Annotated in this window: 13 protein-coding genes; 10 read left to right on the top strand and 3 right to left on the bottom strand. The window is 44.9% G+C overall.

The window, feature by feature from the left end:
* Positions 1-9 precede the first annotated feature (9 nt).
* The 7 genes from ACXMYH_RS10945 to ACXMYH_RS10915 all read left to right on the top strand — a co-directional run bounded on the left by ACXMYH_RS10945 (position 10) and on the right by ACXMYH_RS10915 (position 8,489).
* Positions 10-1,113 carry a restriction endonuclease subunit S gene (locus tag ACXMYH_RS10945; protein ID WP_486554888.1) on the top strand — a complete coding sequence of 368 codons (1,104 nt, stop codon included), beginning with the start codon at positions 10-12 and terminating at the stop codon, positions 1,111-1,113.
* A gap of 6 nt (positions 1,114-1,119) precedes the next feature.
* Positions 1,120-2,232: a Fic family protein gene (locus tag ACXMYH_RS10940; protein ID WP_486554887.1), complete on the top strand. Its 1,113-nt coding sequence runs from the start codon at positions 1,120-1,122 to the stop codon at positions 2,230-2,232.
* 90 nt (positions 2,233-2,322) lie between these two features.
* Positions 2,323-3,291: a site-specific tyrosine recombinase/integron integrase gene (gene xerA, locus ACXMYH_RS10935; RefSeq protein ID WP_329751725.1), complete on the top strand. Its 969-nt coding sequence runs from the start codon at positions 2,323-2,325 to the stop codon at positions 3,289-3,291.
* 29 nt (positions 3,292-3,320) lie between these two features.
* The gene (locus ACXMYH_RS10930) at positions 3,321-4,454 is read left to right on the top strand and encodes a restriction endonuclease subunit S (RefSeq protein ID WP_486554886.1); all 1,134 of its coding nucleotides are present in this window, start codon (positions 3,321-3,323) and stop codon (positions 4,452-4,454) included.
* A 43-nt stretch (positions 4,455-4,497) separates the two neighbouring features.
* Entirely contained in the window at positions 4,498-4,599 is a 102-nt protein-coding gene (locus ACXMYH_RS10925) for a DUF3990 domain-containing protein (RefSeq protein WP_486463683.1), read from the top strand.
* A 60-nt stretch (positions 4,600-4,659) separates the two neighbouring features.
* On the top strand, positions 4,660-5,121 hold the full coding sequence (locus ACXMYH_RS10920) for a hypothetical protein (protein WP_118532817.1): 462 nt from the start codon (positions 4,660-4,662) through the stop codon (positions 5,119-5,121).
* A gap of 74 nt (positions 5,122-5,195) precedes the next feature.
* Positions 5,196-8,489, top strand: coding sequence for a DEAD/DEAH box helicase family protein (locus ACXMYH_RS10915; protein ID WP_486554885.1), 3,294 nt, complete (start codon positions 5,196-5,198; stop codon positions 8,487-8,489).
* Between the two features lie 291 nt (positions 8,490-8,780).
* Here the strand turns inward: ACXMYH_RS10915 and ACXMYH_RS10910 are convergent, their stop codons facing one another.
* The gene (locus tag ACXMYH_RS10910; protein WP_486554884.1) at positions 8,781-9,263 is read right to left on the bottom strand and encodes a DUF2798 domain-containing protein; all 483 of its coding nucleotides are present in this window, start codon (positions 9,261-9,263) and stop codon (positions 8,781-8,783) included.
* Between the two features lie 632 nt (positions 9,264-9,895).
* On the opposite strand from ACXMYH_RS10910, the gene ACXMYH_RS10905 reads away from it, so the two are divergent.
* The 3 genes from ACXMYH_RS10905 (at position 9,896) to ACXMYH_RS10895 (ending at position 14,151) form a co-directional block, all read left to right on the top strand.
* Positions 9,896-10,318 (top strand): MarR family winged helix-turn-helix transcriptional regulator, encoded by a 423-nt coding sequence (locus tag ACXMYH_RS10905; protein ID WP_486554883.1) that lies wholly within the window; start codon positions 9,896-9,898, stop codon positions 10,316-10,318.
* Positions 10,319-10,511: 193 nt separating this feature from the next.
* Positions 10,512-12,248, top strand: coding sequence for an ABC transporter ATP-binding protein (locus tag ACXMYH_RS10900; protein ID WP_118603374.1), 1,737 nt, complete (start codon positions 10,512-10,514; stop codon positions 12,246-12,248).
* A 1-nt stretch (position 12,249) separates the two neighbouring features.
* Positions 12,250-14,151, top strand: a complete 1,902-nt coding sequence (locus ACXMYH_RS10895; protein ID WP_486554882.1) for an ABC transporter ATP-binding protein — start codon at positions 12,250-12,252, stop codon at positions 14,149-14,151.
* A 136-nt stretch (positions 14,152-14,287) separates the two neighbouring features.
* Here the strand turns inward: ACXMYH_RS10895 and ACXMYH_RS10890 are convergent, their stop codons facing one another.
* Positions 14,288-14,971: a DUF6198 family protein gene (locus tag ACXMYH_RS10890; RefSeq protein ID WP_118533217.1), complete on the bottom strand. Its 684-nt coding sequence runs from the start codon at positions 14,969-14,971 to the stop codon at positions 14,288-14,290.
* A 297-nt stretch (positions 14,972-15,268) separates the two neighbouring features.
* Complete coding sequence (locus ACXMYH_RS10885; protein WP_486554881.1) at positions 15,269-15,835, bottom strand: GNAT family N-acetyltransferase; 567 nt, start codon at positions 15,833-15,835, stop codon at positions 15,269-15,271.
* Positions 15,836-16,075: the final 240 nt, after the last annotated feature.

The raw sequence follows: 16,075 nt of genomic DNA, 5'->3' as shown, positions 1-16,075 counted from the left end.
ATGAGGTAGATGAAATATTTTAATGAAATATTTATTGATAAAACAAAATATGGGGTTAAGATTCAGACTGGCGAGTATGGAAAACAAGGGAAACATATTATTGTAGACCAAGGACAAAATCAAATTGCTGGATATACAGATCGTGAAGATGGGCTATTTGAAGAGGTCCCAGTAATAATATTTGGTGATCACACCAGGGTGATTAAATATATTGATCAGCCATTCTTCCTTGGAGCTGATGGCGTCAAGGTGCTTCGAAGCAAAGATGGGAATACTGATTATAAGTATTTATATTATGCACTAAAAAACGTAAAAATTCCTAACACGGGTTACAATAGACATTTTAAATGGTTGAAAGAGAGCAAAATTGAATATCCAGATATAAAAGAACAACGGAAAATAGTTAGAATTCTTGATAAGGTATCAGACATCATTCAGAATAGGAAAAGAGAATTATCACAATTGGATGATCTCGTTAGAGCCCGATTTGTCGAGATGTTCGGGGATATGTTTTTGAACACAATGGGCTGGCAGGAAGAATCACTTGAATCACTAGCGGATATTGTATCTGGTATTACCAAAGGAAGAAAGATTAAAGAGAAAAAACTGATAGAAGTTCCGTATATGGCAGTTTCTAATGTTAAAAATGGCTATATTGATTGGACTACAGTAAAAACTATTGAGGCTACAGAACAAGAAATAAATCAGTATCGTCTATTACCGGATGATGTACTTATGACAGAAGGCGGTGACCCTGATAAATTGGGTAGAGGTGCGATTATCAGAGAACCATTGGAAAATTGCATACATCAAAATCATATTTTCCGAGTTCGCCTCAATGAATCAATAGTTCTTCCTGATTTTTTTGAAGAATATCTTCAGCATCAAAGAGCCAAAAGATATTTCCTTGGATGTGCAAAGCAGACTACAGGAATTGCGAGTATCAATATGAAACAATTAAGTGCACTGCCTGTTTTAATACCACCACTGAAATTGCAACAACAATTTTCTGATTTTGTACGAGAGTTAAACAAATCAAAAGATTCTGTACAAAAGGCACTTGATGAGGCGCAGCTTCTGTTTGACAGCTTGATGCAGCAATATTTCGGATAAATTTGAGTGACAGAAGGTGAATGCATGGGGAAATCGCAGGAATGGAAACTTGCTTTGGATCAATATATCCGGCAGGGAGATTCAGGGATGGCTGAAAAAAGTGCTGCATGGCAGACTGCAATCGGTTTGCAGGATGTGGATGGATTAAAGATCTCAGAATATTTGTTGAAAATTGCCAAAGAACATATCGAAGGCAGGATTGACATGAATGCGGCGAAAACACGGATTCAGACATACTATGAAAAATGGAAAGGACACCTTACCGATGCTGAAGAGAGGACACGGGAGGCAGACCTCGTTTCGCTGCACATCGTGGAATTATTGGGAGAGAAAATATTTCAGCTTTCACCTGCATTTTATATCAACATTCATAAACGTTTATTTACAGGGGTATTCCCGCATGCAGGGCGGCTGCGCAGCTACAATATCACAAAAGATGAGTGGATTTTAAACGGGAAAACCGTTTATTACGCTTCTTATAATGAAATACAGGCTGCATTGGATTACGATTTTTCACAGGAAAAACAGTTCCCGTATGAAACAGTTTCAGTTGCAGATGCAATGAAACATATTGCGGCATTTACATCCGGAATCTGGCAGATTCATCCATTTGGTGAGGGAAACACCCGTACCACAGCAATTTTTGTTATTCAATATCTGAAGGCATTTGGATTACGGGTCAACAGTGATGTATTTGCAGAGCATTCATGGTATTTTCGAAATGCGCTGGTTCGATCCAATTATAATGATTTTCAGTTGGGGATTCATGCAACAACAAAATATCTGGAACAGTTTTTCGAAAATCTGTTGATGAATATGAATCATGAATTAAAGAACCGCTATTTGCGTGTGGATTATCGGGATGATAGGATGATTCAAAGTGAGAATGCGGAGAGTTCAAAGTGTATAGATAATATTTTGAATTGCACTTTGGAAGAGATGGCTGTAATGAAGGTCATCGAAGAGAACCCGCGAATCACTCAAAAAGCTTTGTCTGCTGCATTGGGAAAATCAGAGCGCATGATCAAGACAAGAATGGGGTCTTTAAAGCAAAAAGGACTGATTCAAAGGAAAAATGGAAAGCGCAATGGGGATTGGGAAATATTGACCCGATCATAACTGTGAGGTATGAAACAGTTGCACCGGATTAAAAATATATGGCATTTGCAGGAGTAGGATGTTGGTATACAGAGGAAGGAGTATACCGATATGGAAGAAAAACTTGTAAACATCTTAAATCAGATGGCAGAATACCTGAATATTTCACAGATGAAGAAACTGCAGGAGGTTCTGTTGAAAAATCTGGCACAGCCGGAAACAACTAAAGTAGAGACTACGAATGATACCTACTTGCAGATGTTCCTGGATGCAAAGAAAATCGAAGGATGTTCTGAGAGAACGCTTCAATATTACCGTGTCACCGTAGAGAAGATGTTTCAGATGCTAAAGACGCCGGTCAGAAAGATCACAACGGAGGAGATCCGGACGTATCTTTCGGAATATCAGAAGATCAACAACTGTGGGAAATCCACGATCGATAACATTCGGCGGAACATTTCAAGCTTTTTCTCGTGGCTGGAAGAAGAGGATTATGTCTTAAAAAGTCCGATGCGCCGGATACATAAAATCAAGACGAAACAGCAGGTAAAGGAAGTGATTTCCGACGAGGGGATTGAGCAGCTGCGGGATCATTGCTGCTGTGTTCGAGACCTGGCAATCATTGATCTGTTGTATTCAACAGGAATCCGTGTCGGGGAACTGGTAAATCTAAACATTAAAGATGTGGATTTTGAGGCCAGGGAATGTGTGGTGTTCGGAAAAGGTGATAAGGAGCGCAAAGTATACTTTGACGCGAAGGCAAAGCTGCATCTGCAAAATTATTTAAACAGCCGTTCTGATGACAACCCGGCATTGTTTGTAACACTGGACGCACCTCATGCCCGCTTAAAGATCAGTGGTGTCGAGATCAGACTGCGGAGACTCGGAAAAAAGATCAATCTGACAAGAATTCATCCCCATAAATTCCGCCGTACCATGGCGACTCGTGCAATCGACAAAGGAATGCCGATTGAGCAGGTCCAGAAGATTCTCGGTCATTCACAGATTGATACCACGATGCAGTACGCTATGGTCAACCAGTTAAATGTAAAAACATCCCACCAGAAGTACATTGCCTGATCAAGTTCGGGTTTGTGGGGATGAGGTAGATGGAGATAAAAAGACTTGGAGAGCTTTGTAATATTGTATCGGGTGGCACACCTTCAAGGACAAAAACAGAATTCTGGAATAATGGGACAATTCCATGGGTAAAAATTGGAGATATCAAAGAGAAATATATTAATGAAACAGATGAATTCATCACAAAGGAAGGACTCGATGGGTCATCTACAAAAATGTTGCCTGCAGGAACAATTCTATATACAATATTTGCAACATTAGGAGAAGTCGGTATATTAGAAATTGCTGCTTGCACAAACCAGGCAATAGCTGGGATAATGATTAACGATATAAAACAATTAAATACAGATTATTTATATTATTATTTAAAATCAAAAAAGACGTATGTTAATAGAGTTGGAAGAGGTGTTGCGCAAAATAATATAAATATGTCAATGCTGAAGGCATTAGAGGTTCCTGTGCCAGAGCTATCAAAGCAACTTGAAATTGTTAAAGTTATTGATAAAGCCTATGAAGTAATAGAAGATCGAAAACAGGAGCTGAAATGTTTAGATAATCTTATCAGAGCCCGATTTGTCGAGATGTTTGGGGATCCAGTTCTTAATGAAAAAGGATGGAAAATAGTTACAGTTGGGGACATTGTTACAGAGGTGCGATATGGGACAAGCAAACCTGCTGTTGAAGGTGGAAAATACCCCTATTTAAGAATGAACAATTTAACGGCAGATGGACATTTGGATTTGAAGGATTTGAAATATATCGACATTTCAGAAGATGAAATCGAAAAATGTGTTGTTAGAAAAGGTGATGTCCTTTTTAATAGAACTAACAGTATTGAACTGGTAGGTAAAACAGCAGTTTTTGATTTGACTGAGGAGATGGTCATTGCAGGGTATATTATTCGGGTTCGGCTCACTAAAGAAATGTTACCTGTAGTCTTTTCACAGTATATGAATCTTGAACCATTGAAGGTCATACTACGGGGGATGGCGAAAGGTGCTGTAAACCAGGCAAATATCAATGCGCAGGAGTTGCAAAGTATTAAGGTATACATACCAGATATGAAACTTCAAAACCAATTTGCTGATTTTGTCCAACAAATCGACAAATCAAAATTGCAATATCATCCGCATACGCACACCTGTCAACCCAATACCAGTTAATATTCGACTATTTCATGCAAAATTCGTAGAAAGGACACTACTTATGCCTAAAATGACAGTTTATCACGGCGGCTACATGCCGGTGAAGGAACCGGAAATTCGGATCGGGAGAAATACGAAGGACTTTGGACCGGGATTTCATTAATTTCTGCACAGAAAATGCATTAAAGTGTTTGGAATATAGAGATTATGAGGTGATTCAATAATGCAGGAAACAGGGCGAGAACCGCAGAAAGACAACGATCTCTTTTTTACATGCAGTTTGATCGATTATATTGCCAGGAAGACAACAAACAAAAGAGCAGATGTTGTAAACGCATTAGGGAAAAAACGTCTGGAAAAGATTTATGATCTTGCGGATGTCTATCATTGTGATAACATAGACCGTGTCAGCGATGATTTCATTGCGGAGTCAGGTATCAAAAAAGGCAGTTTTGATAATGTAGGAGATTGTCAGTATACAATTCCGACTTACTGGGAAATTGGAAAAGTTTATAAAAGGCTGATCAAGAAGGTTGCGGAAAACGAAAAAATCAGTGTGATCGATGCACTGATGCAGGTTTATAATTCTTTTATCAGCCCGAAAATTGATGACTATAACAGCAGTGTTTACTATGAAAATCCATCGTACATTTTTGAAAGCTACAGAGAAAAGAAAATCTTGTAATGATTCAATCAGTCTGTGCACGTGCTGTACGGACGGTAATAAAAAAGTCATACACCCGAACAGGAGGTGTCATCATGACGAACTTTGATTTTTTAAAGGATGAACCAAAATTCAAAAGTTTTGCCGATACAGCGATCGCAGCGGAGCGGATTTTTTCCATTGATGAGTCTGCATCTGTTTTAAACTGCCGTCGGGCGATGGAATTTGCAATCAAGTGGATGTATTCGGTTGACAGCTCGCTGACGAAACCATGGGATGACAAGCTGGTCAGCCTGATGAGTGCGGAAGATTTCCGGGATCTTGTGGATAATGATTTATGGCAGCGGTTGGATTTTATCCGGAAAATGGGAAATACAGCGGCTCATACAGGAAAACGGGTATCGAAGGAGCAGGCGGCGCTGTGTCTGGAAAATCTGTTTGTTTTCATGGATTATGTAGCGTATTGCTATGCAGATCAATATACAGAACGGGCATTTGATGAAAAACTGCTGGGTAAGACAGAGACGAAACCAGTCGCTATAAAGCCGCAGACACCGGAGATCGACCTGGAAACACTGATCAAAGAAAACCAGGCGTTAAAGGCAGAGCTGACGGCACGAAGAGAAGAGCAGCAGCCGACCTATGTGCCGAAACCGCTTGATATTTCGGAATATAAGACAAGAAAACTTTACATCGATGCCATGCTGGAGGATGCCGGTTGGATCGAGGGGAAAAACTGGCTGAATGAAGTGGAAATCCCGGGAATGCCGAATAAGAGCGAGACTGGATTTGCAGATTATGTTCTCTATGGGGATGATGGAAAGGCGCTTGCGATCATCGAGGCAAAGCGGACCTGTGTGGATGTGAGCAAGGGACGGCAGCAGGCGAAATTATACGCGGATCTGATCGAAAAACAGCAGGGAAGAAGACCTGTGGTATTCCTGACAAATGGATTCGAAACGCGGATTTCGGATAACCAGTATCCGGAGCGGAAGGTTGCTTCCATCTATTCAAAGCGTGATCTGGAAAAACTGTTCAATCTGCAGTCCATGCGTACCGGATTGACGAATATTTTTGTCGATAAAAAGATTGCCGGGCGCTATTATCAGGAGGCAGCGGTGAAAGCAGTCTGCGATAGCTTTGATCGGAAAAATCGCAGGAAAGCGCTACTTGTCATGGCAACCGGTTCCGGAAAGACGAGAACCGTGATCGCGCTTGTCAAAATCCTTCTGAATCATGGATGGATCAAAAATGTACTGTTTCTTGCAGACCGGAACAGCCTGGTAACACAGGCGAAAAGAAGTTTTGTCAATCTTCTGCCGGATTTTTCCGTCACGAATCTCTGCGAAGAGAAAGATAATTATGGCGCGCATTGTGTCTTTTCCACCTACCAGACGATGATGAACTGCATTGATATGGTTCAGGATGAAGATGGAAAATTGTTTACATGCGGACATTTTGACCTTGTGATCTGTGATGAGGCACATCGATCCATTTACAATAAATACCGGGATATTTTCAATTATTTTGATGCCCCGCTTGTCGGACTTACCGCAACTCCGAAGGATGAGATCGATAAGAATACATATGAAATCTTTGAATTGGAAAGTGGTGTGCCGACATATGGATATGAGCTGGCTCAGGCGGTAAAAGATGGTTATCTTGTGGATTTTATGTCGATCGAGACGAGGTTAAAATTTATTGAAAATGGGATTGTCTACGATGAACTTTCTGAGGAGGATAAGCAGGAGTACGAGGAGACTTTTGAGACAGAAGATGGAAATCTTCCGGAGCAGATCAATTCTTCGGCACTTAATGACTGGGTGTTTAATGAAGATACGATTCGTGAAGTCTTGAATATTTTGATGACAAATGGGCTTCGCGTGGATTATGGGAATAAGATCGGAAAGACGATCATTTTTGCGAAGAACCACTGGCATGCAGAGAAAATTCTTGAGGTGTTTGGAAAAGAATATCCACACTTGAAAGACTATGCAAAAGTGATAGATAATTATCTGAACTATGCGCAGAGTGCGATCGATGAATTTTCAGATCCAAAGAAAATGCCGCAGATCGCGATATCGGTTGATATGCTGGATACTGGAATTGATGTTCCGGAGGTCTTAAACCTTGTATTCTTCAAAAAAGTTATGAGTAAGGCAAAATTCTGGCAGATGATCGGACGCGGAACGAGACTTTGTCCGGGACTTATGGATGGTGCAGATAAGGACAAGTTTTATATCTTTGATTTTTGTGGGAATTTTGAATTTTTCCGGATGAACAAAGGAAAATCGACAGCGAATACGATTGCGGTTCAGGGGGCGATTTTTCAGCTGAAATTCGAAATGTCGTACAAGCTTCAGGATCTCGCATATCAGACAGAACAACTAAAAAAATTCCGCAGTTCGCTTATTGAAGATATGACCGGAAAGGTGCGCGAGCTGAATCGGGATAATTTTGCAGTCCGTCAGCATTTAAAATACGTGGAACTGTATTCATCAGGAGAGAACTATCAGGCGCTGACTTATGCGGATACTTTGGTAGCTCGGGATGAACTGGCACCGTTGATTGAACCGGAAAAAGATGATGCGCAGGCGCTCCGTTTTGATGCACTGATGTACGGAATTGAGCTGGCGTATCTGGCCGGAAAGAAATATTCCAGGGGGAAACATGATCTTATAAAACGAGCAAGGGGTCTTACAAAGGTTGCAAATATTCCGGAGATTACAAAACAGGCACCGTTGATTGAGCAGATCCTCCATACAGATTATCTGGATCGTGCGGATGTCAATGATTTTGAAAAAATACGGAAAAATCTGCGTGATCTCGTGAAGTACATTCCGAAAGAGTATATCATTTATGAGACGAATATGGATGATGAAGTTTTATCTACGGAGTGGAACGAATCGGAGCTCGAAAATGATGATCTGAAAAATTATAAGGCAAAGGCGGAGTTCTATATCCGGGAACATCAGAATGAATCAGTGATTGCGAAGCTGAAAGGAAATATCCCGCTGAATTCCGAAGATGTGAAGGAGCTGGAAAAGATCCTCTGGAGTGATCTCGGAACGAAGGCAGATTATGAGGCGGAGTACGGGGAAAAGCCACTCGGTGAGTTTGTACGGGGAATCGTCGGTCTCGATATGAATGCGGCGAAACAGGCGTTTTCAGAATATCTGGACAGCACCAACCTTGACAGCCGGCAGATCTATTTTGTGAACCAGATTGTGGAATATATTGTCCAGAATGGAATGATGAAGGATCTGTCTGTTCTTCAGGATTCCCCGTTTACAGATCAGGGAAGTATTGTGGATGTCTTCACAGATTTGTCTGTATGGATGGGGATCCGGAAGGTGATCGACCAGGTGAATGCGAATGCGGCGGCATGATGTTATTCCTCATGAAACAGTTTCCGCCGATCGTCCTCTTTTATCTTGACAAGTAACCGTTCGGTTGCTATAATACAAAGTAACCGAACGGTTACAAAAACTAGAAATCAGGTCATGACCGGAAAGACGGAAGAGCCAGACGCTAAGACGCAGTGCTGATTGAAAAATTCAATCTCGCATTGTGTCTTTTGTTTTTCAATGGGTTCATTCGCAAAGATTGCTGCATTCTGCCGATAGGGCGTTTTTGAGATCTATAACAAAAATTTTTGTCGCAGATCAGCTTTTATCCGATCATGCTAACACAGTTCCTTCCGGGAATGCTCCGCGGAATATGCGGCGTACAAGCGGTCCTGCAACGAGGAGCTGGAACGGAAGAGCCATGATAAAGTTCTTCGGAATGTTTGTCAGCCAGATGATCAGGAGCAGATTGAAGTTTCCGCTCTTTACACATCCCTCAAGAGCTCCGTACATGGACATGATGATCACCATCGGAACGACCATGGAGCAGGAAACTGCGATCACTTTGTGTAATACCGGGCTTTCCGGCTTAACGAGAAAACGGAATGCGAATCCCTTTGCCGGGCCTGATACGACGAACCAGTCCATGCACATCGCAAACACGTAGGCGATCGGGAAACCGATCCATGCTTCGCGGATCGTGGTCAGGTTCAGAGCTCCCATGTGAAGGGTTACATTGTAGATGCTCATCCAGAGCACCATAGTAAAGCACATTAATACGGTGTAGATCAGACTTTCTCTTTTATTTTTTGGCATACTTTTTCTCCTTTTTGTGAAATTGTGTTTTTGGTTATTGTACGTGCCAGCGTACATATTCTTTTTCATGATCGGAAAAGCATATGGAATGTCTTTTCTTCCGGATGCGCTTCTCACTGCAAGGGGCAGAAAAAAAGCAGCGAAGTCAACAAAACTCGTTGCGACTCCACTGCTTTTCGTGTGCATCTCACTGCGTTTCCAATCTCTATGTGAACGCAGTATACAATATTTTTCCGGACTTCGTAAGTATTTTTTTCCAATTTTTTCATTTTCGGAAACATGCACAAATTGTATACAATATTCTTATATGCTCTTATTCACATTCCCATATGGAGTTTCATGTAATGATTTCCTCACAGAATTTTCACATTTTTTTCGTTGACATTTAATGATGGATGTTTTATGATACTTAGCAAGCTAACAAATTAGTTTACTAAGTATTTGCTAAGAATAAAATCAATGGAATACGGTCGGAGACGACAGGAACTCTGATTTTGGTTTCACATTTTCTTACGGTCAGAGCGGAGAATGGAAAGAAGCGCTGAAATATGAGGCAGACAAAGATGATAGCGATCACGCTCGGTGCGAGAATGAGCTGCGGCACATTCTTTTTTAAAGGGGGATTTTGATTTATGAAAGAAACTGTTGGCAGAAGTATCGGAATGCTGTCCAATTTGATCCGGAGGCATTTCAGTACCTTTTCTTTTCACGACACTCTGAGCCCCGCGCAGGGAAAAACGCTTCATTTTATTCTGGCGAGAAGCATGGACACGGATGTGTTCCAGAAAGATGTTGAGGAAGAATACAGCCTGCGGCCGCCGACGGCCACAAAAATCTTAAAGGATATGGAAAAGAATGGTCTGATCCGCCGGGAAACGGTTCTCTACGATGCGAGATTAAAGCGGATCGTTGTGACGGAAAAGGGACTCCAGTACCAGGGAATGATCCGGGAGAGTCTGGAGGAGACGGAACGAAGGCTGACCGCGGGGATCACGGAGGATGATCTCGCGACATTTTTCCGCGTCATCAGCCGGATGATCCGGAACATGTCCTGATACAGATTAGTCAGATAAGACTCTGTTCTCTTTCCGGCAGCGGGAGACAGAAGACTTATCTGAAAGGAGAAAGTCCGTTATGAGGACAAAAGGGGGGAAGATACAGCCGGTTCTGCAAGGATACGGACTTGCTGTACCGAACCTTTTGAACTTTTATCATAACAAATCATAATATGGAAACGAGGTAAGATTCATGGTTAAAACACTTTTAAAAAGCGTGCGCCAGTATAAACGGGCATCCATCGAGACGCCCGTGTTCGTTGCCATGGAGGTCGTGCTGGAATGTACGATCCCGCTCATCATGTCAAAGCTCATCGATGACATGACGGGAACTTCCATGACGCCGATCTTAAAGTACGGCGTGCTTCTTCTGGTCCTTGCGACCATGTCCCTGTGTTTTGGAGTCCTCTCCGCAAGATCCGCGGCAACAGCCGGATGCGGACTTGCAAAGAACCTCCGGAGAGATCTCTATTTTAAAACCCAGGATTTCGCGTTTGCGGATATCGACAAGTTTTCATCGTCCTCTCTGGTCACGAGAATGACGACCGACGTCACAAACGTCCAGAATGCGTATCAGATGCTCATCCGGATGGCAGTCCGTGCCCCGCTCATGATGATCTTCTCCGTGATCATGAGCATGAGTATCAATGTCCGGATGTCCTTCATCTTCCTGGCACTGATCCCGGTCCTCGCGATCGCGCTGTTCGGCATTTTTTTCTATGTACATCCGATCTTCAAGCGGATCTTTAAGAAGTATGATGCCTTAAACAATTCCGTCCAGGAAAACGTCGGCGGCATCCGTGTTGTAAAATCCTTCGTCCGTGAAGACTACGAGAAGGAAAAGTTCGGAAAAGCCGCAGAGGAAGTCCGGAAAGACTTCACGATGGCAGAGAAGATCCTCGCATTGAACAACCCGCTCATGATGTTCTGCATCTATCTTGCGATGCTTTTAGTAAGCTTCTTTGGAGCGAAGCTCATCATCGGATCCGGCGGAACATCGCTCTCGACCGGTGAACTTTCCTCCTTGATCAGCTATGGCGTCCAGATCCTGTCTTCAATGATGATGCTGTCCATGGTATTTGTTATGTGCAGCATGGCGCAGGAATCCGGCGACCGTATCGCGGAGGTCCTGACACATGAGAGTGTCCTGAGATCTCCGGAAAACGGAGCGAAGGAAGTGAAGGACGGCAGCATCGAGTTTGATCATGTTTCCTTCCGCTATTCCGGAAAGAACAAGAAATATGCGCTCACGGACATCGATCTTGAGATCCCGTCCGGCGCTACGATCGGGATCATCGGAGGAACCGGTTCCTCCAAGACTTCCCTGATCCAGCTGATCCCGCGTCTCTATGACGTCTCGGAAGGTTCGGTCAAAGTCGGTGGACGCGATGTGAGAGAATATGATCTCCAGGCGCTCCGTGACGCGGTGGCCGTCGTTCTCCAGAAGAACGTCCTGTTCTCGGGAACGATCAAAGATAACCTCCGCTGGGGCAACAAGAACGCCACAGACGAGGAGCTGATCCATGCATGTAAGCTTGCGCAGGCGGATGAGTTCGTCACCCAGTTCCCGGCCGGCTATGACACTTACATCGAGCAGGGAGGAACGAACGTCTCCGGCGGCCAGAAGCAGCGTCTCTGTATTGCGAGAGCTCTTTTAAAGAAGCCGAAGATCCTGATCCTCGACGATTCCACCTCTGCGGTCGACACAAAGACCGATGCCCTGATCCGTCAGGCATTTAAGAATGAGCTTCCGGATACCACAAAGATCATCATCGCCCAGCGTGTCTCCTCTGTGCAGGATGCGGACCGCATTCTCGTCATGGACGGCGGACGGATCGTGGAGTCCGGTACGCATGAAGAACTTCTCGCTTTAAACGGAATTTACCGGGAAGTCAATGATTCCCAGACAAAGAGCAAGGAGGCAGAGTGATATGGAAAAACAGAACAATAGGAAAAAAGGCACTTTCGGCCGCCTGCTCCGCTATATCTTCCAGAATTACAGGATCCACCTGATCGTGGTCATCTGCTGCATCATCGTCAGCGCGGCGGCTTCCGTTGTCCAGACGGTATTTTTACAGCGGCTGATCGATACCTGCATCCTTCCGGGCCTGAAATCGGGCATGGAAAGTGTGAAACAGCCGTTCATGCAGACGATTCTCTCCATGCTCACGATCTACGCGTTCGGTGTTGCAGCGGCGTTCACCTACACGCATCTCATGGCGATCGTGACACAGGGAACGTTAAAGCATCTGCGTGTGGACATGTTCGATAAGATGCAGTCCCTGCCGATCAAATATTTTGATACACATGCACACGGCGATATCATGAGTACCTACACGAACGATACGGACGCGATCCGCCAGATGATCGGTCAGTCGCTTCCGATGGTATTCCAGGCATCTTTGACGATCACAGTCATGTTCCTCATGATGATCTACTACAGCGTGTGGATGACGATCCTGGTCTGCCTGTTCTCGGTGCTCATGCTGACGGTCACGAAGAAATTCGGCGGCGCGAGCTCCCGCTATATGATGGAGCAGCAGAAGTCGCTCGCGAAAGAGGAAGGTTTCATCGAGGAGATGATCCAGGGACAGAAGGTCGTAAAGGTGTTCTGTCATGAAGAAGAGTGCAAGAAGGATTTCGACAAGTTAAATGAGAAACTGTTCTCCGACGGAGAACTTGCAAACCGCTATGGTAACTCCCTGATGCCGATCTTAAACAATGTCGGCAACCTGATGTATGTGGTACTGGCGATCGTTGGCGGACTTCTCGTCTACTGCGGAGCGCCGAACTTAAGCCTCGGCGGAAACGGTGTCCTTACGATCGGTATCATCGTCTCGTTCCTCGGAATGGCAAGACAGCTTTCCCAGACGATCGGGCAGGCATCCATGCAGGTTTCCATGGTCGCAATGGGACTCGCAGGAGCTTCCAGAGTGTTCTCTCTGATTGATGAGAAGCCGGAGAAGGATGAAGGTTATGTAACGCTTGTCCGCGCGGAGTGGACTGCGGACGGAACCTTGAAGGAGACAAACGACAAGAACGGCATCTGGGCATGGAAACATCCGCACAAGGCGGACGGAACCGTCACCTACACCCCGTTAAAGGGCGATATCCGGTTGGAGGATGTTGATTTCGGCTACACACCGGAGAAGCTTGTTCTCCATGATATCACTCTTTATGCGAAACCTGGTCAGAAGATCGCGTTTGTAGGTGCGACCGGAGCCGGAAAGACGACGATCACGAACCTGATCAACCGTTTCTACGACATTCCGGACGGAAAGATCCGTTACGACGGCATCAACATCACGAAGATCAGAAAGCCGGATCTTAGAAGATCTCTCGGCGTCGTTTTACAGGATGTCAACCTGTTTACCGGCACGGTCATGGACAACATCCGCTATGGTCGTCTGGACGCCACGGACGAGGAGTGTATGGCGGCAGCGAGACTGGCGAATGCCGATGACTTTATCCAGAGACTGCCGGAGGGCTACAATACGATGCTCACCGGAAATGGTGCGAGCCTTTCCCAGGGGCAGAGACAGCTCATCTCGATCGCGAGAGCAGCCGTTGCGGATCCGCCGGTCATGATCCTCGATGAGGCGACAAGCTCGATCGATACGAGAACGGAGGCACTCGTCCAGGAAGGTATGGACAACCTGATGATGGGACGTACCGTCTTTGTTATCGCGCACCGTCTTTCCACGGTCCGCAACAGTAAGGCGATCATGGTTCTCGACCACGGTCACATCATCGAGCGCGGCGACCATGAGACGCTGATCGCGCAGAAGGGCGTGTATTATCAGCTTTATACAGGTGCGTTTGAGCTGGAGTAATGGCTGCGGTCTGGTCATACAGTAATTTGTGAATATAACAAGTGAAAACACGCTTCGCGTAAATAAAAATCCCCCTCTAACTTCTGCAGTGTGCCCGGAAATCCGGGTGTGCGGGCAGGAGTGGGAGGGGGATTTTTTATGCCGTCTGTTCTTTTTCTGTCAGAAATGATACAAATCGGAAATGACGGTCGAGGACGTTTCCAATCAGACCGATCACTTTTCCCATGGTAAAGGCAGCAAGGATCGTTCCGATCCCGAGGCCTTTGATGTGGCCGAGGAAGAGGAAGGTCAGTCCGGCAGTCACGGCGAGGCAGGTCACGTCGAAGGTGATTTTGACTCTGGAGTAGGGTACTTTGAGGATCTCAGCTGTTTCACGCGGGAACAGGTCGGTCGGGATGATCGGGAGTCCGCAGCGGTTGGAGAGTGCAATTCCGATGCAGAGGACGACATAGCTCACGATAAAGTAACAGATCTGATATCCGAGTCCCATTGGAAGACCGGCAAGGGCAGTTTTGTAGACATCCAGCATCTTGCTGAAGGCAAAGCCGACTACGAAGCTGAAGAGATAGGTTGGAACGAATTTTTTTCGAAGGACCATCAGGACAGCCACGAGTGTGCCCTGAAAGATGTAGGTCCAGGTGCCGAGTGTCATTCGTGGGAATGATTCGGAGAAGGCGTATGGTACGCTGGAGATTGCCGAGATTCCGGCGCCGGAGTCGAGCATCAGGACTACGCCGAAGCTGTTGATGAGGACAACGATCAAGAGGGCAAGTTCACCTCGCCAGATCGGGCGGGTGTCGTTTTGGTTTTTTGTATTCATTTGTGTATGTCTCCTGTTAGTCGATGTTTCTGTGAGGTGCAGAACGGTTATTATTGTAGCGCGGGGGTGGGGAATGTACAAGAGGGAGTTTTTTGCTGTCCATTGCCCGAAAAAAGTTGCCGGAGACAGGCTAACATCCGAAAAAATGTAGGAAAGAGTGAGCTAACGTCCGAAAAAATGTGGTACAGCACGACTTTAACGTCCGTAAAAATGTAGAATAGAACGAATTTACGTCCGAAAAAATGTAATATAACGCATATTTACATCCGTAAAAGTGTTGATCTCTATGGATTCTTTTTATTCCATGTAGGAGTACGGTTTTACCGGCGGCTGGTCTGCCTTGTGTTCCCCGATGATTTTTTCCATCCAGATCATGTCGTACCAGCGGTTGAATTTATAGCCGCAGTTTTCGAAGGTACCACAGAGGTGGAAGCCGAGATGTTCGTGGAACTGGGCACTGTTTTTGTTGAGATATTCGTCCTCTACTTTGGGGTAGCCGATGCAGGCATAAAGATTCAGAATGCCCATGGTTTTCAGGAGGTCGGCGAGGGCTTCGTAGAGTTTTCGGCCGAGACCGCATTTTTTGGCGTTATGGTCCAGGTAGATCGTGAGTTCGCAGGCCCAATCGTAGGCAGCGCGGCCAACGAAGGGACCTGCATAGGAGTAGCCTTCGATTTTTCCGTTTCGCTCGATCACGAGATATGGATATTTTTTCATGGTGTTGCGCATCCGGTTTTCGAATTCTTCGAGAGAGGGGACTTCGTATTCGAATGTGATCACGGTGTTTTCGACATAATAAGCATAGATTTCCAGGATGCGCGGTGCATCTTCAAGTTTTGCGTTTCGGATATTGATGGAATCCATGGGGGACCTCCTTTTTGAAAAAACTGCTGTAACAGGAGTTATTATAGCACCGGAAAAAGGAGATGAAAACAGGTGTTTTGTCGCGGAACGATATCCTGCAATCATCGTCGGAAAACGTTTTTACCCCGTAAGTCTTGTAAATGACCAATTGCGGCGTCTGGATGATCCGCCTGCCAAATAGAAAGAATTTCAAGCATATTTTGCAACTGCGCCGGACATGCCAATTGACAACTCCCAAAT

It is taken from the genome of Pilosibacter sp. NGB245, from assembly GCF_057397225.1.
Note: the sequence above shows the minus strand (reverse complement) of the source record. Positions and strands in the feature narration are given on the sequence as shown.